Source organism: Pseudomonas sp. ES4 (genome assembly GCF_050586665.1).
In the GTDB taxonomy this organism is placed as follows: Bacteria; Pseudomonadota; Gammaproteobacteria; order Pseudomonadales; family Pseudomonadaceae; genus Aquipseudomonas; species Aquipseudomonas frederiksbergensis.
On sequence record NZ_JBOBDO010000034.1, the window covers coordinates 1 to 21,674 of the forward strand.

Sequence of the window (21,674 nt, forward strand, 5' to 3'; positions counted from 1 at the left end):
CGCATAACTCATTGTTTACCAAGGAGTTTTCCGTTTCGACTGCGCCGGAAGTGGGGCGAATTATAGACTTCCAGGATCTGCCGTCAACACCTATCTTCACAATTCTGTCATATAGGTGAAAAACCCCCTTAAACGCAAAGGCCGGCCCCAAGGGGCCGGCCTTCTTCCCTTCTACTTACAAGCTAGGAAATGCGAACTGCGAAGCTTCATGGCTCGCTCGTTGTGGCCAGCGCTGGGTAATGGCCTTGCGACGGGTGTAGAAACGCACGCCATCCGGACCATACGCATGCAAGTCGCCGAACAGCGAGCGCTTCCAGCCGCCAAAGCTGTGATAAGCCACCGGTACCGGCAGCGGTACGTTAACGCCGACCATACCGACTTCGATCTCGTCGCAGAACAACCGCGCCGCCTCCCCATCACGGGTAAAGATGCAGGTGCCGTTGCCATACTCGTGATCGTTGATCAGCTGCATCGCCTCTTCCAGGCTGTTAACCCGGACAACACACAGCACCGGCCCGAAGATCTCTTCTTTATAGATGCGCATTTCTGGTGTGACGTTATCGAACAGGCAGCCACCCAGGAAGAAACCTTCCTCATGACCCGCCACGCTCAGGCCACGACCATCGACCACCAAGGAAGCACCCGCCGAAACACCGTCTTCTATATAGCCACTGACTTTGTCGCGAGCCTGACCGGAAACCAGCGGCCCCATGTCCAGACCGCAGGAAGTACCGGCACCGATTTTCAGTGCCTTGATTTGCGGTACCAACTTGGCCACCAGCGCATCCGCCACCTGGTCACCGACGCACACAGCCACCGAGATCGCCATGCAACGTTCACCACAAGAACCATACGCCGCGCCCATCAATGCGCTGACCGCGTTATCCAGATCCGCATCCGGCATCAACACCGCGTGGTTCTTCGCGCCACCCAGTGCCTGAACACGTTTGCCGCGCTTGGTGCCTTCGGCGTAGATGTATTCGGCAATCGGCGTCGAACCAACGAAGCTCAACGCTTTGACTTCCGGCGCTTCGATCAGCGCGTCCACCGCAGCCTTGTCGCCGTGCACCACACTCAGTACACCTTTAGGCAGACCGGCCTCGATCAACAGTTGAGCAATCAACAACGTCGAACTTGGGTCACGCTCGGAAGGCTTGAGAATGAAGCAGTTGCCGCAGACGATCGCCAGTGGATACATCCACAACGGCACCATGGCAGGGAAGTTGAACGGCGTAATACCAGCCACCACGCCCAGCGGCTGGAAGTCCGACCAGGCATCAATATTCGGGCCGACGTTACGACTGTATTCGCCTTTGAGAATTTCCGGCGCGGCGCAAGCGAACTCGACGTTCTCGATTCCGCGTTTCAGTTCACCGGCAGCATCTTCCAATGTCTTGCCGTGCTCTTCGCTGATTAACTGAGCGATACGCGCCTCGTTCTGCTCCAGCAATTGCTTGAAGCGGAACATCACCTGCGCACGCTTGGCCGGCGGAGTGTTACGCCATGCAGGGAATGCAGCCTTGGCCGAGTCGATGGCTTTTTGAATGGTTTCGCGACTGGCCAATGGCAGCTTGTGGATTGCCTTGCCGGTGGACGGGTTGAACACGTCAGCTGTGCGACCGTCTTCGGTCACCAGTTCGCCATTGATCAAATGCGGGATAAGGCTCATGCGGGGCTCCAGGAAAGTTGTCCACAGGCGCCCGTCACCGGGCGCCTTTATATAGAAGGGAAAAATCAGTCGATCTTGTTCAGCACTTCGCCGACCGCGTCGAACAGACGATCAAGGTCTTGCGGCTTGCTGTTGAAGGTTGGGCCAAACTGCAGGGTGTCGCCGCCGAAGCGCACGTAGAACCCGGCTTTCCACAACGCCATGCCGGCTTCGAACGGACGCACGATGGCGTCGCCGTCACGCGGTGCGATCTGGATCGCACCGGCAAGGCCGTAGTTACGAATATCGATGATGTTTTTCGAGCCCTTAAGACCGTGCAGCGCATTTTCGAAATGCGGCGCGACTTCGGCCACGCTCTGTACCAGGTTTTCCTTTTGCAGCAGGTCGAGTGCTGCCAGGCCAGCGGCGCACGCCACCGGGTGCGCGGAATAGGTGTAGCCGTGCGGGAATTCCACCGCGTACTCCGGCGTCGCCTGGTTCATGAAGGTCTGGTAGATCTCGGAGCTGGCAATCACTGCGCCCATCGGAATCGCGCCGTTGGTAACTTGCTTGGCGATGCACATCAGGTCCGGGGTCACGCCGAAGCTGTCGGCGCCGAACATCGAACCGGTACGGCCGAAACCGGTGATCACTTCGTCGAACACCAGCAGGATGTTGTGCTGATCGCAGATCTCACGCAGACGCTTGAGGTAACCCTGCGGCGGAACCAGCACGCCAGCTGAACCGGCCATTGGCTCGACGAATACGGCGGCGATGTTCGAAGCATCATGCAGCTCGATCAACTTCAGCAGTTCGTCGGCCAGTGCAATACCGCCCTGCTCCGGCATGCCACGGGAATAAGCGTTGCTTGCCAGCAAGGTGTGCGGCAGGTGATCGACGTCCATCATCGCCTGACCGAACATTTTGCGGTTGCCGTTCACGCCGCCGAGGCTGGTGCCGGCGATGTTCACACCGTGGTAACCACGGGCACGACCGATCATTTTGGTCTTGGTGGCCTGGCCTTTCAGACGCCAGTAAGCGCGGACCATCTTCACTGCGGTATCAGCGCACTCGGAACCCGAGTCAGTGAAGAACACATGATTGAGATTGCCCGGGGTCAGGTCGGTGATTTTCTCAGCCAGCTGGAACGACAGCGGATGGCCGTACTGGAAGCCTGGCGAATAATCGAGGGTGCCCAATTGCTTGGCGACCGCTTCCTGAATTTCCTTGCGGGTATGCCCGGCGCCGCAGGTCCACAAACCGGAAAGCGAGTCGTAAACCTTGCGCCCCTTGTCATCAATCAGCCAACTGCCTTCAGCCGCCACAATCAGTCGCGGATCGCGCTGGAAATTACGGTTGGCGGTGTAGGGCATCCAGTGAGCATCGAGCTTGAGCTGGCTGGCCAGGGAAGTCGGGTTGTTTTCAGGCAAGTTCATTGGGCAAAACCTCGCAGGGCAATAAGCGGCATAGAGATCAAAAGCGTTCTTGCAGCTAAATTGCCACGGGGATAAAGTCGGTGAAATCCAACTCTTCTAACGTTCAGTCAGCCAACCACTAAACTTTGAGTATTTTGAGCATGAGCAGCCGTCGCCCCGATCCGCTGGCGCAAGTCAGTGACTTTGATATCCGCCTGCTGCGGATCTTTCGCAGCGTGGTGGAGTGCGGCGGCTTCTCGGCAGCGGAGTCGGTGCTGGGGATTGGCCGCTCGGCCATCAGCCAGCAAATGAGTGATCTGGAACAGCGCCTCGGTTTGCGCTTGTGCCAACGCGGCCGAGCCGGGTTTTCCCTGACCGAAGAAGGTCGCGAGGTCTATCACTCGGCGTTGCAGCTCTTAAGCGCGCTGGAAAGTTTCCGCACTGAGGTCAACGGACTGCACCTACATTTGCGCGGCGAATTGACCATCGGCCTGACCGACAACCTGGTCACCCTGCCCCACATGCGCATCACCCATGCCTTGGCGCAATTGAAGGAACGCGGGCCGGACGTGCAGATTCAGATCCGCATGATCGCGCCCAATGAAGTCGAACAAGGCGTGCTCGACGGTCGTTTGCATGTCGGCGTGGTGCCGCAGGCCAGCGCGCTGTCGGGGCTGGAATATCAGCCGCTATATAGCGAACGCTCGCTGCTGTATTGCGCGGTCGGTCATCCGTTGTTTTATGTCGACGATAAACAACTGGATGACGAGCGCCTCAATAGCCAGGACGCCATCGCGCCGACCTTCCGTTTGCCCGCGGAAATCCAGGCCCATTACCAGGCGCTCAATTGCACCGCCAGCGCCTCGGACCGGGAAGGCATGGCGTTCCTGATCCTGACCGGACACTTCATCGGTTACCTGCCGGACCACTACGCCAGCCTCTGGGTGCAGCAAGGCCGATTGCGTGCGCTGAAACCAAAGGTGCGGTTTTATGACCTGAGCCTCGCATCGGTCACGCGCAAGGGGCGTCGTCCGCATTTGGTGTTGGAAAGCTTTCTCGAAAGCCTGGCCGCGACGCGTTGAAACATGTGGGAGCGAGCCTGCTCGCGAAGAGGGCATATCAGTCGATACTTCTACAGCTGACCCGCCGCCTTCGCGAGCAGGCTCGCTCCCACAGTTTTATTGCGTCAGGACTTGTCTGATGCCCATGGGTGCGCTATCAACGCTCTGGTTGCACCCACTCACTTGTTCGGAAGTGCCTATGACCTTTGAAGTCCCCGCTCACGGCGGCAAACCTGCCAGCCGCATTCGTCAGAAGAACGAAGAGACCATCATCAAAGCCGCCGAAGACGAGTTCGCCCGTCACGGGTTCAAAGGCACCAGCATGAACACCATCGCCCTGAATGCCGGGTTGCCCAAGGCGAACCTGCATTATTACTTCACCAACAAACTCGGTTTGTACGTGGCGGTGTTGAGCAACATCCTCCAGTTGTGGGACAGCACGTTCAACACCCTGACCGCCGAGGATGATCCGGCCGAAGCGCTGACTCGCTACATCCGCGCCAAGATGGAATTCTCCCGTCGTCAGCCACAAGCCTCGCGGATCTTCGCGATGGAGGTGATCAGCGGCGGCGAATGCCTGACCGAATATTTCAATCAAGACTATCGCGCGTGGTTCCAGGGTCGGGCGGGCGTGTTCCAAGCCTGGATCGACGCCGGCAAAATGGACCCGGTCGACCCGGTTAACCTGATCTTCCTGTTGTGGGGCAGCACGCAGCATTACGCCGATTTCGCCACGCAGATCTGCCGTGTCACCGGTCGCACCAAGTTGACCAAGCAAGACATGGAAGACGCGGGCAACAACCTGATCCGCATCATTCTCAAAGGCTGCGGCCTGACGCCAACGATCTAAGACACTTATGCCTTTTACCCTCAGCGGTTTTTGCGAGTACCGCGAAGAGATTCGCAAAAGCCGCTTCGTCACTTTCGCCGCGCCAATCAGCAGCCCTGCTGAAGCCCAGGCGTTCATCGAACAGCACAGCGATTTGAATGCCTCGCACAATTGCTGGGCCTGGAAGCTTGGCGACCAATACCGCAGCACTGACGACGGCGAGCCCGGCGGCACCGCTGGCCGACCGATTCTGGCGGCGATCGACGCGCAGGATTGCGATCAGGTCGCGGTGCTGGTGATTCGTTGGTATGGCGGCATTCAACTCGGCACCGGTGGCCTCGCCCGGGCGTATGGCGGCGGCGCCAACAAGTGCCTGCAAGCGGCGGCGAAGGTTGAACTGATCAGTCGGGTGCCGGTGAGTTGTGCCTGTGCTTTTGCAGAGTTGCCGCTGGTGAAGCTTCGGGTGGTGGAACTGGGTGGTTTGGTCGTGGAAGAAACGTTCACGGCCAACGGCGTAGAGCTGCAATTGGCGATCGGCGAAAGCCAGATCGATACCCTGCAAACGCAGCTGGCAGATTTGAGCCGCGGACGCATTTTGTTGCAGCACTAATCGCACCAACAACGTTCACCGCCCTTTCGTCGAACCGGTGCATTTGCCCACATCTACTGTGCACCCGGCTGTGGATAACCTGAGCACACTCGGCTGTAACCCTTCTGTCATGCGGCTTTGCGGGCTTTGCTCACTTTTCGTCCAATCCGCCATCGAAAATGATAAATCCACGTAAAAACAATCAGTTAACGCGGTTTATCACCTTTAGAAGAAAGCCACACGGTGCTTATGCCCGAGCTTCGGGCTTGCGCACAAATACTGTGGAGCAATCTGTGGATAACCCGTTCATGGCTGTCGCCGCCCCATGTCCGGCATGGCTTGGCGCCGGTTGCTTGTTTTTTGACCAAACGCCTTGTGCAAAACCGGAGCCTGATCAACGGCGTTGCCCTCAAGTGGTGCCTGGTGCGGGATCGACATAGGGCGGGGTGTCGTCCTCAAAGCCTTTATCTGTAGCGCATTTGATTTTTCCTGACTCAATGGCCAGGAAATTGCTTTATCCACAGACATCACTTCTATCGACCCGAGCCTGTCATGCCCAACCCCGTGCCGATCTCCGATCCAACACCTCGCCTGCAACTGCGCAACATCAGCAAGCGCTACCCCGGTTGCCTGGCCAACGATGCCATCGACCTGAGCATTGCACCCGGTGAAATCCACGCCCTGCTCGGCGAAAACGGCGCGGGTAAAAGTACGTTGATGAAGATCATCTACGGCGTCACCCACGCGGACTCGGGCGAGATGATCTGGCAAGGACAACGCCTGACCCTGCGCAACCCGGCTCAGGCTCGGGGGCTGGGAATCGGCATGGTGTTCCAGCATTTCTCGCTGTTCGAGACGTTGAGCGTGGCGCAGAACATTGCCTTGGCGATGGGCGCGGCGGCGGGTACACCGAAACAGCTTGAGCCAAGGATTCGTGAAGTTTCCCGGCGCTACGGCATGGCGCTGGAGCCGGAGCGACTTGTCCACAGCCTGTCGATCGGCGAACGCCAGCGGGTGGAAATCATTCGTTGCCTGATGCAGGACATCCGCCTGCTGATTCTCGATGAGCCAACTTCGGTGCTGACTCCGCAGGAAGCCGACGATTTGTTCGTCACCTTGCGCCGACTCTCCGGCGAAGGCTGCAGCATTCTGTTTATCAGCCACAAACTCGGTGAAGTTCGCGCGTTGTGTCACAGCGCCACGGTGTTGCGCGGCGGTCGGGTGGCCGGGCATTGCGTGCCGGTCGAGTGTTCGGATCGGCAACTGGCGCAGTTGATGGTTGGCGAAGCCGCTGCGCTGATTACGGACTATCCGAAAGTCACTGGCGCTAATGCATTCCTGAATGTGACGGGACTGTCCTGGCACAACCCCGATCCCTTCGGCTGTTCGCTGAAGGACATCGAGCTTGAAGTACGCAGTGGCGAGATCGTCGGCATCGCCGGGGTCGCGGGCAACGGTCAGGATGAGTTGCTGGCCCTGCTCAGCGGCGAAGAACAGCTCGGCCGCAACGATGGCGCAACGATCAGTTTCGGCGGGCAACCGGTGGCGCACTTGCGCCCGGATGCACGGCGCAAACTGGGCCTGGCCTACGTCCCCGCTGAACGTCTGGGCCATGGCGCGGTGCCGGACCTGAGCCTGTCGGACAACGCTCTGCTGACTGCGTTTCAACAGGGGCTGGTCAGCAACGGCCTGATCCAGCGTGGCAAGGTCGAAGCGCTGGCCGAAGAAATCATCCGCCGCTTCGGGGTCAAGACACCCGATAGCCAGACACCGGCCCGCAGCCTGTCTGGCGGCAACTTGCAGAAATTCATCCTCGGCCGCGAAATTCTCCAACAACCGAAACTGCTGGTGGCCGCGCACCCGACCTGGGGCGTGGACGTCGGCGCCGCCGCGACCATTCACCGGGCGCTGATTGCCTTGCGCGACGCTGGCGCGGCGATCCTGGTGATCGGCGAAGACCTCGACGAACTGTTCCAGATCAGCGACCGCCTCGGCGCGTTGTGCAGCGGTCGATTGTCGCCGCTCAAGGCCACGGTCGACACGCGCCTGATCGATGTCGGCGGCTGGATGGCCGGCCAGTTCGACGCCCCTCAATCACTCGCACCCGCAACGGTTTAACGGAGATTCACATGCTGCTTTCTCTCGAACCCCGTGGCCAGCAATCGCGCCTGATGCTGTGGTGCTCGCCATTGCTGGCGGCTGTCCTGACGTTGGGCTGTGGCTCGCTGCTGTTTATCGCGCTGGGGCATGACCCGTTACTGACCTTGCACACGTTGCTCATCGCGCCGATCAGCGACTTGTATGGCGTCTCCGAGTTGCTGGTCAAAGCGCTGCCGATTTTGCTCTGCGCGTTGGGGCTGGCGGTGGCGTACCAGGCGCGGATCTGGAACATCGGCGCCGAAGGTCAGTTGCTGCTTGGCGCGCTGGCCGGCAGTGCGCTGGCGGTGAATATCATCGGCATGCAAAGCCGCTGGGCGCTGGTGCTGATCCTGCTCGTCGGCACCCTGGCCGGTGCCGCATGGGCCGGACTGACAGCGTGGTTGCGTACGCGTTTCAATGCCAATGAAATCCTCACCAGCATCATGCTCAATTACATCGCCCTGAACCTGCTGTTGTTTTGTGTGCATGGACCGTTGAAGGATCCCGCCGGGTTCAACTTTCCCGAGTCCGCAATGTTCGGCGATGCCAGCCGTTTGCCGCTGCTGATGGAGGATGGTCGGGTTCACGTCGGCGTGTATTTCGCCTTGCTCGCGTTGGTCGCGGTGTGGGTGTTGCTGCAGAAAAGCTTTATCGGTTTCCAGATCAAAGTCCTCGGGCTGGACAAGCGCGCAGCGGGGTTCGTCGGCTTTCGCGAGAAACGGCTGATCTGGCTGGCGCTGTTGATCAGCGGAGGATTGGCGGGGCTGGCCGGGGTGTGCGAAGTCACCGGGCCGATCGGCCAATTGGTGCCGCAAGTCTCGCCCGGTTACGGCTATGCGGCGATCACCGTGGCGTTTCTCGGGCGACTCAATCCCATCGGTATTCTGTTTTCCAGTCTGCTGATGGCGCTGCTGTACCTCGGCGGCGAGAGCGCGCAGATGAGCATGAATCTGCCGCAAGCAATCACCCAATTGTTCCAGGGCATGATGCTGTTTTTCCTGCTGGCCAGTGACGTGCTGATTCTCTACCGACCGCGCTTGAACCTGCGCTGGACCCGTCGTGCACCAGCCACCGCCGTACACGCAGGAGCGCTGTGATGGATATCGATCTGCTGAGCAATATTTTCTACGCCATGGTCCGCTGCGGTACGCCGCTGCTGTTGGTGGCACTCGGTGAGCTGATCTGCGAGAAGAGCGGAGTTCTGAACCTCGGCCAGGAAGGGATGATGCTGTTTGGGGCGGTGATCGGTTTTATCGTTGCGCTGAACAGCGGCAACCTGTGGCTCGGCGTGTTGTTGGCGATGCTTGCCGGGATGCTGTTGTCGTCGTTGTTTGCGTTGGTGGCGCTGGTGTTCAACGCCAATCAGGTGGCCACCGGGTTGGCGCTGACGATCTTCGGCGTGGGCCTGTCGACCTTTGTCGGCGCGGCGTGGGTCGGTAAACCGCTGGCAGGTTTTGAGCCGGTGGCGATTCCTTTTTTGAGCGACATCCCGCTGATCGGACGGATGCTGTTTGCGCAGGATCTGTTGGTGTATCTGTCGTTCGCGCTGTTTGCGCTGGTGGCCTGGGTGATGGTGAAAAGTCGCGTCGGGCTGATCATTCAGGCGGTCGGCGAAAACCCGGATGCAGCCAGCGCGATGGGTTTGCCAGTTTTGGGCGTGCGCACGCTGGCGGTGCTGTTTGGCGGGGCGATGGCTGGATTGGCCGGGGCTTATTTGTCGTTGGCCTATACGCCGATGTGGGCGGAGAACATGAGCGCCGGGCGTGGCTGGATCGCCCTGGCACTGGTGGTGTTTGCCAGTTGGCGGGTGTGGCGATTGCTGCTGGGGGCGTATCTGTTCGGGCTCGCCAGCATCCTGCATCTGGTGGCGCAGGGGTTGGGGCTGGCGATTCCGTCGAGTCTGTTGGCGATGCTGCCGTATGTCGCGACCATTGTGGTGTTGGTGCTGCTGTCGCGAGATGCGCTGCGTACGCGGTTGTATGCGCCGGTGTCGTTGGGGAAACCGTGGCAGGCCGGGCATTAGCGGTTGTCTGCACCGGCCTCATCGCGAGCAGGCTCACTCCCACAGTAGTACGGGTTTAACTCAGGATTGCGGGTCGACACGGATCCCCTGTGGGAATGAGCCTGCTCGCGATGACGTCCGCACTGGCAACACCTGAGCTACGCCCCACGCCAATTCAAAGACCAGAAAAATCACCAACAGCGAACTGGCGCCATGGAGCAAGGCATAGAGCAGCCAAGCCGAAAACAGAAACCTGCCCACCGCGTCATACCGCCCATACACCTGCTGCGGATCACGAATCCGCAGCACCGCCCACACGCAGACAATCGACCCCAACAGATTGGCCATCAGCATGTGCATCGGCTCAAACGTCGGCAACTCGCCGGACAAATTGAGCGCCTGGCTCACACTCAACAAAACGCCATGCAACGCCGCAAAGCTCCACGGCGTGACAAACGCTGCCGTCACGATCAAGTCATACCAGGCACTACCCTTCACCAACCGGCGATATTGCGTTGAAGTCCACATCCGTTTTGCTCCAGAAAATCAGGGAGCAACAAGGCTAAAGCCTGGAGTATGCTCCAGGGTCAAGCCCTCTAGAGAAGTCATGATGCGCATCGGTGAATTAGCCCAGGCCAGCGCCGTCAGCCGCGACACGCTGCGTTTCTACGAGCAACGCGGATTGATTGCGGCACAACGCAGCGCCAACGGTTATCGCGACTACCCGGCGGACATGGTGCAACTGGTGCAGTACATCAAGACCGCTCAGCGATTGGGCTTTACCCTCGGCGAAATCGGCAACAGCGTCGCCGCGATATCGCAGTCGCCCGATCCCGACAGCGCCGTCACGCAATTGCTGCAAGACAAACTCAAACTGATCGAAACCCGAATCGACGAACTCGGCGCGCTGCGTCAGGAGTTGCAGCAACGGCTCGGTCAACGTTGTCCATTGAATCCGTGATCCTCATTTATCAAGGAAGCCACTTATGTCTACGGCAAAAACCGCACTCATCATCGGCGCCTCCCGGGGCCTGGGCCTCGGTCTGGTAAAAACCCTGCTGGCCGACGGCTGGCAGGTCACCGCCACCGTGCGCAACCCGCAGAATGCCGAAGCCTTGCAAGCCTTGGGCAAGGTGCGGATCGAAAAACTCGACATGGACGATCAGCAAGCGGTCATCGCTCTGAGCCAGCAGCTCAAGGGCGAAGTGTTCGACCTGTTGTTCGTGAATGCCGGGGTCAAAGGCCCGGACGTTCAAACGCCGGGCGGCGCGACCCTGGCCGAAGTCGGGCAACTGTTCTTCACCAATGCGGTGGCGCCGATCAATCTGGCTCAACGCTTTGTCGGGCAGATTCGTCCGGACAGCGGCGTGCTGGCGTTCATGAGTTCGGTGCTGGGCAGCGTGACCATGCCGGATGCGCCGGAGCTGGCGTTGTACAAAGCGAGCAAAGCAGCGCTGAACTCGATGACCAACAGCTTCGTCACTCAGTTGGGCGAGCAGAAACTCACCGTGTTGTCGCTGCATCCGGGTTGGGTGAAGACCGACATGGGCGGTGAAGGCGCCGACATCGATGTGGACACCAGTACGCGCGGGTTGGTCGACCAGGTGAATGCGTATACCGGCAAGGGCGGGCATCATTTTGTGAATTACCGGGGTGAAACCATTCCCTGGTAACCACCACCGCCCTCCTGTGGGAGCGAGCCTGCTCGCGAAGGCGGCAGTACATTCAACATTGTTGTTGGCTGACACACCGCTTTCGCGAGCAGGCTCGCTCCCACAGGAACTCATTCCACATCGGGGTTTTGCATCATATGGTCGGGCGAGGCTTGCCCGCCGGCTGGATTTGTTTGAAACTCCGCACCTCGCCCCCGCGGCGACCCTGGATCAGCAGACAGGGTAATCACTGAGCTGGCTAACCTGAACCCCACTTTCAGAGGAGCCGGCCAACATGCCTGCGACCCGTACCTGGTTAAAAAATCCCCTCGCGATCTTCACTGCCAATGGCCTCGATGCCCGTGGCGGCCTGGTGCTGCAAGACGGTTTAATTGTTGAAGTGCTCGCCGCCGGCCAGCAACCTTCCGCGCCCTGTGGACAAGTCTTCGATGCCCGCGAGCATGTGATCCTGCCGGGGCTGATCAACACCCATCACCACTTCTATCAAACCCTGACCCGCGCCTGGGCGCCGGTGGTCAATCAGCCGTTGTTCCCGTGGCTGAAAACCCTCTATCCGGTCTGGGCCCGCCTCACCCCTGAAAAACTCGCCCTCGCCAGCAAAGTTGCGTTGGCCGAGTTGCTGCTGTCCGGCTGCACCACCGCGGCCGATCACCATTACCTGTTTCCGCAAGGCCTGGAAAATGCGATCGATGTACAGGTCGAAAGCGTTCGCGAACTGGGCATGCGCGCCATGTTGACGCGCGGTTCCATGAGCCTCGGCGAAAAGGACGGCGGCTTGCCGCCGCAGCAAACCGTGCAGGAAGGCGAAGTGATCCTCGCCGACAGCCAACGCTTGATCGCCGAATACCACGAGCGTGGCGACGGTGCGCAAATCCAGATCGCCCTCGCGCCCTGCTCGCCGTTTTCGGTGACCCCGCAAATCATGTCCGCCAGCGCCGAACTGGCGAACAAACTCGACGTGCGCCTGCACACTCATCTGGCCGAAACCCTCGACGAAGAAGATTTCTGCCTGCAACGCTTCGGCCTGCGCACCGTGGACTACCTCGACAGCGTCGGCTGGCTCGGCCCGCGCACCTGGCTGGCTCACGGCATTCACTTCAACCCGGACGAAATCGCTCGCCTCGGCGCCGCCGGCACCGGCATTTGCCATTGCCCGAGTTCGAACATGCGCCTGGCTTCCGGCATTTGCCCAACGCTGGACCTGACGGCTGCGGGTGCGTTGCTGGGCTTGGGTGTGGACGGTTCGGCATCCAACGATGCCTCGAACATGATGCTGGAAACCCGTCAGGCGCTGTACATCCAGCGGCTGCGTTATGGCGCCGAGAAAATCACGCCGGAACTGGTTTTGGGTTGGGCGACCAAGGGTTCGGCGAGTTTGCTCGGGCGTACTGATATCGGAGAACTGGCGGTGGGCAAGCAAGCGGACCTGGCGCTGTTCAAGCTTGATGAGCTGCGGTTCTCCGGCAGTCATGATCCGGTGTCGGCATTGCTGCTGTGCGGCGCTGACCGGGCGGATCGGGTGATGATTGGCGGCAAATGGCGGGTGATTGATGGACAGGTGGAGGGGCTGGATTTGAAGGGGTTGATTGCCGATCACAGCCAGGCCGCTCGGCAACTCATCGCCGGTACCTAATCCACCACCTGATCGTTCCCACGCTCTGCGTGGGAACGATCACCCATCAACTACAGGCCCAGCAGCGACAACATGATGAACGTCGCAAACAGCACAAAGTGGGTCATGCCTTCGATGGCGTTGGTTTCGCCATCATTGAGGTTGATCGCGCTGACGATCAGGGTGAGGAAGATCATCACGGTCTGCACCGGGGTCATCGCCATCTGGAACGGCTGGCCGGTATAGAGCGCCATCGCTTCCATCACCGGCACGGTCAGGATCACCGTCGACAGCGATGCGCCCATGGCGATATTGACCACCGACTGCATGCGGTTGGCCAGTGCCGCCCGTAACGCGGTCAGGATTTCCGGCGCCGCCGAGATTGCCGCCACCAGGATTGCCGTGATCACCGGCGGTGCGCCCGTCCCTTCGAGGCCCAGATCGAGGGTCTTGGACATTACCTCGGCCAATGCGCCGATCACCACCACGCCGAACACCAATGTCCCAATGCTCAGCCCCAGATTGACCGGTTCAGGTTCTTGTTCCGAGACTTTCTTGCGGCGCTTTTCCGGGTAGCTGTAGCTGAAGAAATAACTGTGCGGCCCGACCTGCATGCGCAGGAACAGGGTGTAGAGCACGACCATCGCACCAATGGTGAACGCCGAATAGAGTTTCCAGCGAGCCTCGGGAATGAACTCCGGCACCACCATGGAAACGCCCATGGCGGTGAGGATCATCACGCTGTAACTGCGGGCCGAGTCGTCGTTGTAGGACTGTTCGCCGTGCTTGAGCCCACCCATCAACGCAGCGAGGCCGAGGATGCCGTTGATGTCGAGCATCACCGCCGAATAGATCGTGTCGCGTACCAGGGTCGGCGAAGCCTCGTTGCTCATCATGATCGCCAGGATCACCACTTCCACCAGCACGGCGGCCAGGGTCAGGATCATCGTGCCGTAAGGGTCACCGACTTTTTCCGCAAGCAGTTCGGCGTGATGAGCAACGCGCATGGAGGCAACGACGATGAAGGCAATCAGCACCAGGCCGGCGGTCAGCGCGATGGGCTGGCCGCTGTGCAGCATCCAGTGCTCCAGCGGGTAGGCGACGGCGGCGGCGATCACGGCCAACAACAGAAACTTTTCTTGCTTGAGGAGTGTGAGCATTGCGGGCCTTTTTGCCAGGTGAAGCGAAACCAGGGTGATGAGCTACTGACTGTGGGGCGGCGCTAACGTTTCGTTACACCTTAGCGCACCAGTGGATGGCAGCCGTGTCAGGCCATGCACTTTTATCGGCCTCAAGGGCCTCATCGCGAGCAGGCTCGCTCCCACATGATCTGTGCAAATCATGTGGGAGCGAGCCTGCTCGCGATGGCCGTTACGCGATCTCGATCCTTTAGTTGTCTTGTTGGTCAGCAATTTGCATTGCCCTGCCAACCTCACAACAACATGGAGTTCGAATTCATGCACAAACGTCCGTTGAAGAAGCTGCTTGGCGCCGTCGCCGCGGCCATCGGTCTGAGCGCCAGCCTGACCGCCAGCGCCGCCGACCCGCTGAAAGTCGGCTTCGTCTACATCGGTCCGATTGGCGATCACGGCTGGACGTATCAGCATGAACAGGGGCGCAAGGCGCTGGCGGAAAAATTCGGCGATCAAATCACCACCAACTACGTGGAGAACGTCGCCGAAGGTGCCGACGCCGAGCGGGTGATCCGCAATATGGCCAAGGACAAATACGACCTGGTCTTCACCACGTCCTTCGGCTACATGAACCCGACCCTGAAAGTCGCCAAGCAATTTCCCAAGGTGACCTTCGAACACGCCACCGGCTACAAACAGGACAAGAACCTCGGCACCTACCTGGCCCGCACGTATGAAGGTCGCTACGTCGGCGGTTTCCTCGCGGCGAAGATGACCAAGACCAAGAAGATCGGCTACGTTGCCTCATTCCCGATCCCGGAAGTGATCCGCGACATCAACGCCATTCAACTGGCTCTGAACAAGTACAACCCGGGCACCGAAATCAAAGTGGTGTGGGTCAACTCCTGGTTCGATCCGGGCAAAGAGGCCGATGCCGCCAATGCGTTGATCGATCAGGGCGTGGACGTGGTGTTCCAGCACACCGACAGCCCGGCGCCGATCCAGGCAGCTGAACGACGCGGCGTGTATGCCGTGGGCTACGCTTCGGACATGGCGCACTTCGGGCCGAAGGCGGTGCTGACGTCCATCGTCAACGACTGGGCGCCGCACTACATTCAGGCGACCCAAAGCGTGCTCGATCACCTGTGGAAATCGCAGGATTACTGGGGCGGATTGAAGGAAGGCACGGTTGAGTTACCGATGAGCGATCTGGTGCCGGCGCCCGTGAAAGCCGAGGCGGAGCAGATCATTGCCGACATCAAGAGCGGTGCTTTCCACCCGTTCACCGGACCGATCAAGGATCAGGCCGGCGTCGAGAAGATTGCGGTGGGCGCGACGGCGAGCAATGCGGAGCTGGCATCGATGAACTACTACGTTGAAGGCATGAAGGCCGACATTCCTAAGTAGCTCCCCGCCCTGATCGTTCCCACGCTCTGCGTGGGAATGCCTCAATGGACGCTCTGCGTCCGCTTTTGGGACGCGGAGCGTCCCGGGCTGCATTCCCACGCGGAGCGTGGGAACGATCGTTATAGAGACTGCAAAATGAACCCGCTCCCGATCATCGACATCGCCCCGCTCTACAGCGATGCCCCCTCCGCCTGGCAATCAATCGCCACGCAAATCGACCACGCCTGTCGCGAGTGGGGCTTCTTCTACATCAAGGGTCACCCGATCAGCGCCGCGCGCATTAATGCCGTGCTCGACAGCGCCCAACGTTTCTTCGCCCTGCCCGCCGCCGAAAAACTCAGGATCGACATCACCCAAACCCGTCACCACCGCGGTTACGGCGCCATCGCCACCGAACAACTCGACCCGAGCAAACCCAGCGACCTGAAAGAAACCTTCGACATGGGCCTGCACTTGCCGGTCGATCACCCCGACGTGCTGGCGGAAAAACCGCTGCGCGGCCCCAACCGTCATCCGTCGATGCCCGGCTGGGAGTCGTTGATGGAGCAGCACTACGTCGACATGCAAGCCTTGGCACAAACCCTGTTACGGGCCATGACTGTGGCACTGGGTATCGAGCGCGATTTTTTCGACAGCCGCTTCGTTGAACCGGTCAGCGTGTTGCGGATGATTCATTACCCACCGCGCCACACCGCCAGCTCCGAAGCGCAACAAGGCGCTGGCGCCCACACCGATTACGGTTGTATCACCCTGCTGTATCAAGATGCCGCCGGCGGCCTGCAAGTGCGCAACGTTAACGGCGAATGGATCGATGCACCGCCGATCGACGGCACGTTTGTGGTCAACCTCGGCGACATGATGGCGCGCTGGAGCAACGACCGTTACCGGTCGACGCCGCACCGGGTGATCAGCCCGCTGGGGGTGGACCGTTACTCGATGCCATTTTTTGCCGAACCGCACCCCGACACGTCATCGAATGCCTGCCCGGCTGTCAGGATGAACGGCACCCGACAAAGTATCCGGCCACCACCTGCGCTGAATTCCTGCTCTCGCGCTTCGCCGATACCTACGCCTATCGACGGCAACAGGAAGCGCTGTGATGAACCGGCTGGTCAGGTTTTGCTAATTGTTTCCACGAGCATCTGTAGAATGCTCGCCATCTGCACCTGATGAGAAAAGACTATGTACGACTGGCTGAACGCCCTGCCCAAGGCAGAACTGCACCTGCACCTTGAGGGTTCGCTGGAGCCTGAGTTGCTGTTCGCCCTGGCCGAACGCAACAAGATCGCCCTGCCGTGGAGCGACGTCGAAACCCTGCGCAAGGCCTATGCCTTCAACAACCTGCAAGAGTTTCTCGACCTGTATTACCAGGGTGCCGACGTGTTGCGCACGTCTCAGGATTTCTACGACCTGACCTGGGCTTACCTGTTGCGCTGCAAGGCGCAGAACGTGATTCACACCGAACCGTTCTTCGACCCGCAGACCCACACCGACCGTGGTGTGCCGTTCGAAGTGGTGCTCAATGGCATCGCCGCCGCGTTGAAGGATGGCGAACAGCAACTGGGCATCACCAGCGGTTTGATCCTGAGTTTCCTGCGCCACTTGAGCGAAGAAGAAGCCGAGAAAACCCTCGACCAGGCGCTGCCGTTCCGTGATGCGTTTGTGGCGGTCGGTCTGGACAGTTCGGAAATGGGTCACCCACCGAGCAAGTTCCAGCGCGTGTTCGATCGCGCCCGTCACGAAGGCTTCCTGACCGTTGCTCACGCCGGTGAAGAAGGTCCGCCCGAGTACATCTGGGAAGCCCTTGATCTGCTGAAAGTGCAGCGCATCGACCATGGCGTGCGCGCCATCGAAGACGAGCGTTTGATGCAGCGGATCATCGACGAGCAAATCCCGCTGACCGTGTGCCCGTTGTCGAACACCAAGCTCTGCGTGTTCGATCACATGTCACAGCACAACATTCTCGACATGCTCGAACGTGGCGTGAAAGTGACCGTGAACTCGGATGACCCGGCGTACTTCGGCGGTTATGTCACCGAGAACTTCCACGCGCTGTATACCGATCTGGGCATGACCCAGGATCAGGCCAAGCGTTTGGCGCAGAACAGCCTGGATGCCCGGTTGGTGAAACCGTAGTAATTGATCGTTCCCACGCTCTGCGTGGGAATGCCTCACCGGACGCTCTGCGTCCGCTCTTGGGACGCAGAGCGTCCCGGGCTGCATTCCCCCACGCGGAGCGTGGGAACGATCATCAAGCAACCGCCTCACTTAATTCTTCCAGTGTCTTGCCCCGGGTCTCCATCCCGAACACCCACACCACCCCTGCCGCAATCGCAAAACACATCGCCCCCAGCGCAAACACCCCGCCCTGCCCGGTCATCGGGAACACCAGCCCGGTCACCATTGGTCCGAGCAACGAACCCACGCGACCAATTGCCGACGCAAACCCCGAGCCCGTGGCCCGCGCCGATGTCGGGTACAACTCCGGTGTGTAGGTGTAAAGCACCGCCCACATGCCGAACAGGAAAAACTGCATCAGTAGCCCGGATGTGATCAACAGGCTGACGTTGCCGCCAAACACCGCGCTCTGACCATACAGAAACGCCATCACCCCGCCGCCGAGTAACGTCACCACGCACACCGGTTTACGTCCCCAACGTTCCACCAGCCAGGCGGCCATCAGGAAACCGGGAATCCCGCCAAGGGAAATCAGCACCGTGTAATACACCGACTGGGTCACGGCAAAACCTGACTGCTGCAGCAAGGCACTGAGCCAGGACGTCAGGCCATAGAACCCCAGCAAAGCGAAGAACCAGACGCTCCAGATCATCATCGTGCGCTGGCGGTACAGCGGCGACCAGATCTGCCGCAACGCGGAAAAGAAATGGCCCGGCGTACTCGCGGCTCTCGGCAGGCGGATCGGCTCAGGCAGCTGCGAACATCCCAGCGATGCCCGGACCCGATCTTCGATGCGCAGCAAAACCTTGTCCGCCACGTCATGATGCCCGGCCTGTTCCAACCAGCGCGGTGATTCGGGAATGAAAAAGCGAATCGCCAGGACAAACACCGCCGGCACCGCCAACACCAGGAAGATGTCCCGCCAGCCAATTATCGGCAGCAGGAAGTACGACAGTACGCCGGCGGCGACGAAGCCCAGCGGCCAGAAACCGTCCATCAACGCGATGTAGCGCCCACGTCGTTTGGCAGGAATCAGCTCCGAGAGCATCGACTGAGCGATGGGAAACTCCATGCCCATGCCGATCCCCAGCAGGATTCGGAACAACGTCAGCGTCTCGACGTTCTGCGCCGTGGAGCACAGGTAGCTGGCGATCCCCCACAGCACGATGCTCCACTGAAACACCGGTTTGCGCCCGAAACGGTCGGCCAGCATGCCGGACAGTGATGCCCCCACGACCATGCCGAAAAAGCTCGAACTGGCCAGCAACCCGGCCTGTGCCGTGCTCAGGCCAAACTCGGTTTTGATCGAGCCGAGCAGGAAGGTCATCATCGCCAGGTCCATGGAGTCGAAGAAAAACGCCAAGGCAATGATGATGAAAATGATCCGGTGATAACCGCTGATGGGCAGCCGTTCCAGTCGTTCTGCTGCGCTAAAGCCTTGTGTTTCCATGCCACACCCCCTCAATCCGAAAGTCCCCGGACGAGTGTGCGCGATAGCTGCTGGGGGTTACTGCTGGATGCGACCTGTTCGCAGCTCTGAGCGACGCCCGCAGCTTCGGGCGTCGATCTCGATGCGTCTACAAGGCCATTTCCAGCTCGGTTTCCTTGGCGAACCGATGGATTTCACGTTGCCCCGCGGCGGTGATCTGCAAGGCTCGCGAATCGTTGGGCAGGCTCAGCCAGCCTGACTGCATGAACAATTGCAGCAACGCAGCCCCCAGTGATCCGCCCATGTGCGGGCGTCTTTCGCTCCAGTCCGGACAAGCGCAGGCGACCCGGCTGTTGCGATGAGCCAGCGCCTGGATGAACACACCGCGCGTCGCCAATTGCGTGGCGCCTTTGTGAGTGATCATGACCCGCTGATCGAACTGTTCGATCCAGCCTGCATCCAGCAGACGCTGGTAAAGATCGGCGGCAAGGGTGCCGCCCAAATGGTCGTCGCAAAGCCTGGCGCGCAAGAGTGACGAAGGCGCTGCCTGAGGTTTGGCGATCGGTGAGGTGCGTTTGAAAACATCCGGGATTTCCCGAGGCTTGCTGGCCAGGGTGGCGCTGGCCAGAGCCTCTATTGCAGCCCCCACTTCAGGCGCGGCAAGGCGGAAGAACCGCTTGCGCCCGCGGAATTCGACTTTCAACAGACCTCCGGCGGACAAGCGCCCCAGATGCGCACTGGCCGAAGACGGTGACAGGCCGGCCAACAAGGCCAGCTCCTCGGTTTGCCGTGCCGAGCCGTCCATCAAGGCCCACATCATTGCGCTGCGCTTTGGGTCAGCCAGCAATGTGGCGATCTGGCTGATGCAAGGTGCATGTTCCATGTATTCACTCCCTGTTGAATCGTTTCGTCTACTGCTCAGAGACATCTTGACCAGTAATGTGTCGTCGGCCAAGCCGAGGAAACCGCCATAAACCGGGCAAAGCCGATCAATCGCAGAGGCCATTGCTCGCAGGTTTCGCAAAGCCGCGGCGATTGACCACGGGGCCTGGCTGACTCGGACGTGACTCGCCATTGCGAGATCGACGGTGCGTACATGAGGCGAGCGCTAGTATATGCGGGTTAACCGCCGGTTCCTGCCCTTGGGAAACCATTGGTGGTGATAGTTCCTGAGTGAAATTTCGCTATTTGCCTGCGACTAATGATCGATGCCCGACAACGTCGGAAATCGGCTACTCAAGCTGGCGCAACGACTGGCAAGCATTTCCCGTAAAAGGTTCACCGGCTTACTCAATTGTGCGCGATGGGCGCACAACAAATTCAGCGGGGCGCGCTCACAGAGCAGTTCCGGCATGAGCACTTGCAACCGACCGGCCAGCACATCGGCGGCGACATCGAGCCAGGATTTGTAGGCGATCCCGGCACCTGCCACTGCCCACAGACGCACGACATCGGCATCATCGCTGAAACGATCGCCGCTGACGGTCAGGCTGATCTCGCGTTTGCCGTCGTGGAAACTCCAATGATCGTGGACCCGGCTGCCGAGCATGAACAGCAGGCAGTTGTGCTGAGCCAGTTGTTCCAGTTGCCGTGGCTCGCCGTGCCGGGCCAGGTAACTCGGGGCGGCACAAAGGACGCGGCGGTTCTGCGGGGCGATGGGTAGCGCCACCAGGCTTGAGTCTTCCGGCTCGCCGTAACGCAGGGCAATGTCCACCGGTTGGCGGAACAGGTCGGCGATACGATCGCCCAGCAGCAAACGCACCGTAAGCTTGGGATGCTCTCGCTGGAACTCGTCCAGCCAGGGCAGCAGCAGGTTGCGGCCAAAGTCCGAAGGCGCCGACAGCTGCAAAATCCCACTGACCTGGTCCTGACCGCTGGCCAATAAGCGACGACCCTCATCCAGATTGCTCAAGGCTGCCCGAGCGTATTCGAGAAACCCCTCGCCTTCGGCGGTCAGCCGCAGGCTGCGGGTAGAACGGGCGAGCAACCGGGCGCCGAGTTGCTGTTCGATGCGTTTCAACGCCGCACTGGCTACCGCCGCCGACATGTCCATCCCGCGCGCCGCCGCTGACAGACTGCCCAGGTCCGCCGCCCGGACAAATAACTGCAAGTCATCGAAACGCAGCATTGTTCAGCCTCGATTATCAAAAAATTATTGAAAGAGACTGCTCTTTTAGCGGGTTTTATCTTGCAGAGAAATAGCTAATCATCCCACCCATCCATTCATCCCATTCCCGGAGTCGAACATGTCCCAGCCTTTTACCGCCATCGCCACCCTCATCGCCAAACCCGGCCAGCAGGACGCCCTCGAACAGCACCTGCGGGCGCTGCTGGAACCGACCCGCGCCGAGGACGGTTGCGGTCAATACGACTTGCACCAGGACCTCGCCAATCCTCTTGCCTTCTACATGATCGAAAAATGGAGCAGTGACGAAGCCCTGCAGGCCCATGACGACAGCGCGCACATCCAGAACTTCCGCGCCAAGGCTGGCGACTTTCTCGAACACTTCGACCTCAAGCGCCTGCGCTCCATCGTCTGACCCGACTTCTTTATGACTT

At 60.0% G+C, this 21,674-nt stretch carries 19 protein-coding genes and 1 pseudogene; 13 read left to right on the forward strand and 7 right to left on the reverse strand.

All coding sequences use genetic code 11. The features are described 5' to 3' along the window. Window positions 1-175 precede the first annotated feature (175 nt). A complete protein-coding gene (locus ACQ4OB_RS25660; RefSeq protein WP_074873554.1) occupies window positions 176-1,669 on the reverse strand; it encodes a CoA-acylating methylmalonate-semialdehyde dehydrogenase in 1,494 nt (497 codons plus the stop codon). Between the two features lie 65 nt (window positions 1,670-1,734). Next, window positions 1,735-3,084 carry an aspartate aminotransferase family protein gene (locus tag ACQ4OB_RS25665; protein WP_076028743.1) on the reverse strand — a complete coding sequence of 450 codons (1,350 nt, stop codon included), beginning with the start codon at window positions 3,082-3,084 and terminating at the stop codon, window positions 1,735-1,737. Between the two features lie 140 nt (window positions 3,085-3,224). Between ACQ4OB_RS25665 and ACQ4OB_RS25670 the strand changes: the two genes are divergently transcribed. The 6 genes from ACQ4OB_RS25670 (at window position 3,225) to ACQ4OB_RS25695 (ending at window position 9,704) form a co-directional block, all read left to right on the forward strand. Next, window positions 3,225-4,145: a LysR family transcriptional regulator gene (locus ACQ4OB_RS25670; protein ID WP_074873550.1), complete on the forward strand. Its 921-nt coding sequence runs from the start codon at window positions 3,225-3,227 to the stop codon at window positions 4,143-4,145. A gap of 178 nt (window positions 4,146-4,323) precedes the next feature. Then, window positions 4,324-4,974, forward strand: coding sequence for a TetR/AcrR family transcriptional regulator (locus tag ACQ4OB_RS25675; protein WP_102615727.1), 651 nt, complete (start codon window positions 4,324-4,326; stop codon window positions 4,972-4,974). Between the two features lie 7 nt (window positions 4,975-4,981). Beyond that, complete coding sequence (locus tag ACQ4OB_RS25680; protein ID WP_430956701.1) at window positions 4,982-5,563, forward strand: IMPACT family protein; 582 nt, start codon at window positions 4,982-4,984, stop codon at window positions 5,561-5,563. 531 nt (window positions 5,564-6,094) lie between these two features. Continuing rightward, entirely contained in the window at window positions 6,095-7,660 is a 1,566-nt protein-coding gene (locus tag ACQ4OB_RS25685) for an ABC transporter ATP-binding protein (RefSeq protein ID WP_430956702.1), read from the forward strand. A gap of 11 nt (window positions 7,661-7,671) precedes the next feature. Continuing rightward, window positions 7,672-8,778, forward strand: a complete 1,107-nt coding sequence (locus ACQ4OB_RS25690) for an ABC transporter permease (RefSeq protein WP_074873542.1) — start codon at window positions 7,672-7,674, stop codon at window positions 8,776-8,778. Next, window positions 8,778-9,704, forward strand: a complete 927-nt coding sequence (locus ACQ4OB_RS25695; RefSeq protein ID WP_430956703.1) for an ABC transporter permease — start codon at window positions 8,778-8,780, stop codon at window positions 9,702-9,704. Before ACQ4OB_RS25690 ends, ACQ4OB_RS25695 begins: the two co-directional genes overlap by 1 nt. 60 nt (window positions 9,705-9,764) lie before the next feature. Here the strand turns inward: ACQ4OB_RS25695 and ACQ4OB_RS25700 are convergent, their stop codons facing one another. Then, window positions 9,765-10,211, reverse strand: a complete 447-nt coding sequence (locus ACQ4OB_RS25700) for a hypothetical protein (protein ID WP_430956704.1) — start codon at window positions 10,209-10,211, stop codon at window positions 9,765-9,767. Window positions 10,212-10,293: 82 nt separating this feature from the next. Here ACQ4OB_RS25700 and ACQ4OB_RS25705 point away from each other — a divergent pair, with 82 nt between their 5' ends. The 3 genes from ACQ4OB_RS25705 to ACQ4OB_RS25715 all read left to right on the forward strand — a co-directional run bounded on the left by ACQ4OB_RS25705 (window position 10,294) and on the right by ACQ4OB_RS25715 (window position 12,989). Beyond that, window positions 10,294-10,644, forward strand: a complete 351-nt coding sequence (locus tag ACQ4OB_RS25705; protein WP_076031504.1) for a MerR family transcriptional regulator — start codon at window positions 10,294-10,296, stop codon at window positions 10,642-10,644. A 25-nt stretch (window positions 10,645-10,669) separates the two neighbouring features. Continuing rightward, window positions 10,670-11,356 (forward strand): SDR family oxidoreductase, encoded by a 687-nt coding sequence (locus tag ACQ4OB_RS25710; protein WP_111449140.1) that lies wholly within the window; start codon window positions 10,670-10,672, stop codon window positions 11,354-11,356. 274 nt (window positions 11,357-11,630) lie between these two features. Then, the gene (locus ACQ4OB_RS25715) at window positions 11,631-12,989 is read left to right on the forward strand and encodes an 8-oxoguanine deaminase (RefSeq protein ID WP_102615721.1); all 1,359 of its coding nucleotides are present in this window, start codon (window positions 11,631-11,633) and stop codon (window positions 12,987-12,989) included. Window positions 12,990-13,039: 50 nt separating this feature from the next. On the opposite strand, the gene ACQ4OB_RS25720 is transcribed toward ACQ4OB_RS25715, so the two are convergent. Continuing rightward, a complete protein-coding gene (locus tag ACQ4OB_RS25720) occupies window positions 13,040-14,128 on the reverse strand; it encodes a calcium:proton antiporter (RefSeq protein WP_102615720.1) in 1,089 nt (362 codons plus the stop codon). 297 nt (window positions 14,129-14,425) lie between these two features. Here ACQ4OB_RS25720 and ACQ4OB_RS25725 point away from each other — a divergent pair, with 297 nt between their 5' ends. The 3 genes and pseudogenes from ACQ4OB_RS25725 (at window position 14,426) to ACQ4OB_RS25735 (ending at window position 17,644) form a co-directional block, all read left to right on the forward strand. Beyond that, complete coding sequence (locus ACQ4OB_RS25725) at window positions 14,426-15,508, forward strand: BMP family ABC transporter substrate-binding protein (RefSeq protein WP_076028751.1); 1,083 nt, start codon at window positions 14,426-14,428, stop codon at window positions 15,506-15,508. Window positions 15,509-15,643: 135 nt separating this feature from the next. Next, window positions 15,644-16,608: pseudogene (locus ACQ4OB_RS25730) on the forward strand (2-oxoglutarate and iron-dependent oxygenase domain-containing protein). 82 nt (window positions 16,609-16,690) lie between these two features. Then, on the forward strand, window positions 16,691-17,644 hold the full coding sequence (locus ACQ4OB_RS25735; RefSeq protein WP_076028753.1) for an adenosine deaminase: 954 nt from the start codon (window positions 16,691-16,693) through the stop codon (window positions 17,642-17,644). Window positions 17,645-17,759: 115 nt separating this feature from the next. Here the strand turns inward: ACQ4OB_RS25735 and ACQ4OB_RS25740 are convergent, their stop codons facing one another. The 3 genes from ACQ4OB_RS25740 to ACQ4OB_RS25750 all read right to left on the reverse strand — a co-directional run bounded on the left by ACQ4OB_RS25740 (window position 17,760) and on the right by ACQ4OB_RS25750 (window position 21,243). Next, the gene (locus ACQ4OB_RS25740) at window positions 17,760-19,136 is read right to left on the reverse strand and encodes an MFS transporter (protein WP_074873524.1); all 1,377 of its coding nucleotides are present in this window, start codon (window positions 19,134-19,136) and stop codon (window positions 17,760-17,762) included. A 127-nt stretch (window positions 19,137-19,263) separates the two neighbouring features. Next, the gene (locus ACQ4OB_RS25745) at window positions 19,264-19,998 is read right to left on the reverse strand and encodes an ArsR/SmtB family transcription factor (protein WP_074873522.1); all 735 of its coding nucleotides are present in this window, start codon (window positions 19,996-19,998) and stop codon (window positions 19,264-19,266) included. A gap of 315 nt (window positions 19,999-20,313) precedes the next feature. Further along, entirely contained in the window at window positions 20,314-21,243 is a 930-nt protein-coding gene (locus ACQ4OB_RS25750) for a LysR family transcriptional regulator (protein ID WP_074873520.1), read from the reverse strand. Between the two features lie 118 nt (window positions 21,244-21,361). Between ACQ4OB_RS25750 and ACQ4OB_RS25755 the strand changes: the two genes are divergently transcribed. Beyond that, the gene (locus ACQ4OB_RS25755; protein WP_430956705.1) at window positions 21,362-21,655 is read left to right on the forward strand and encodes a putative quinol monooxygenase; all 294 of its coding nucleotides are present in this window, start codon (window positions 21,362-21,364) and stop codon (window positions 21,653-21,655) included. Window positions 21,656-21,674 lie beyond the last annotated feature (19 nt).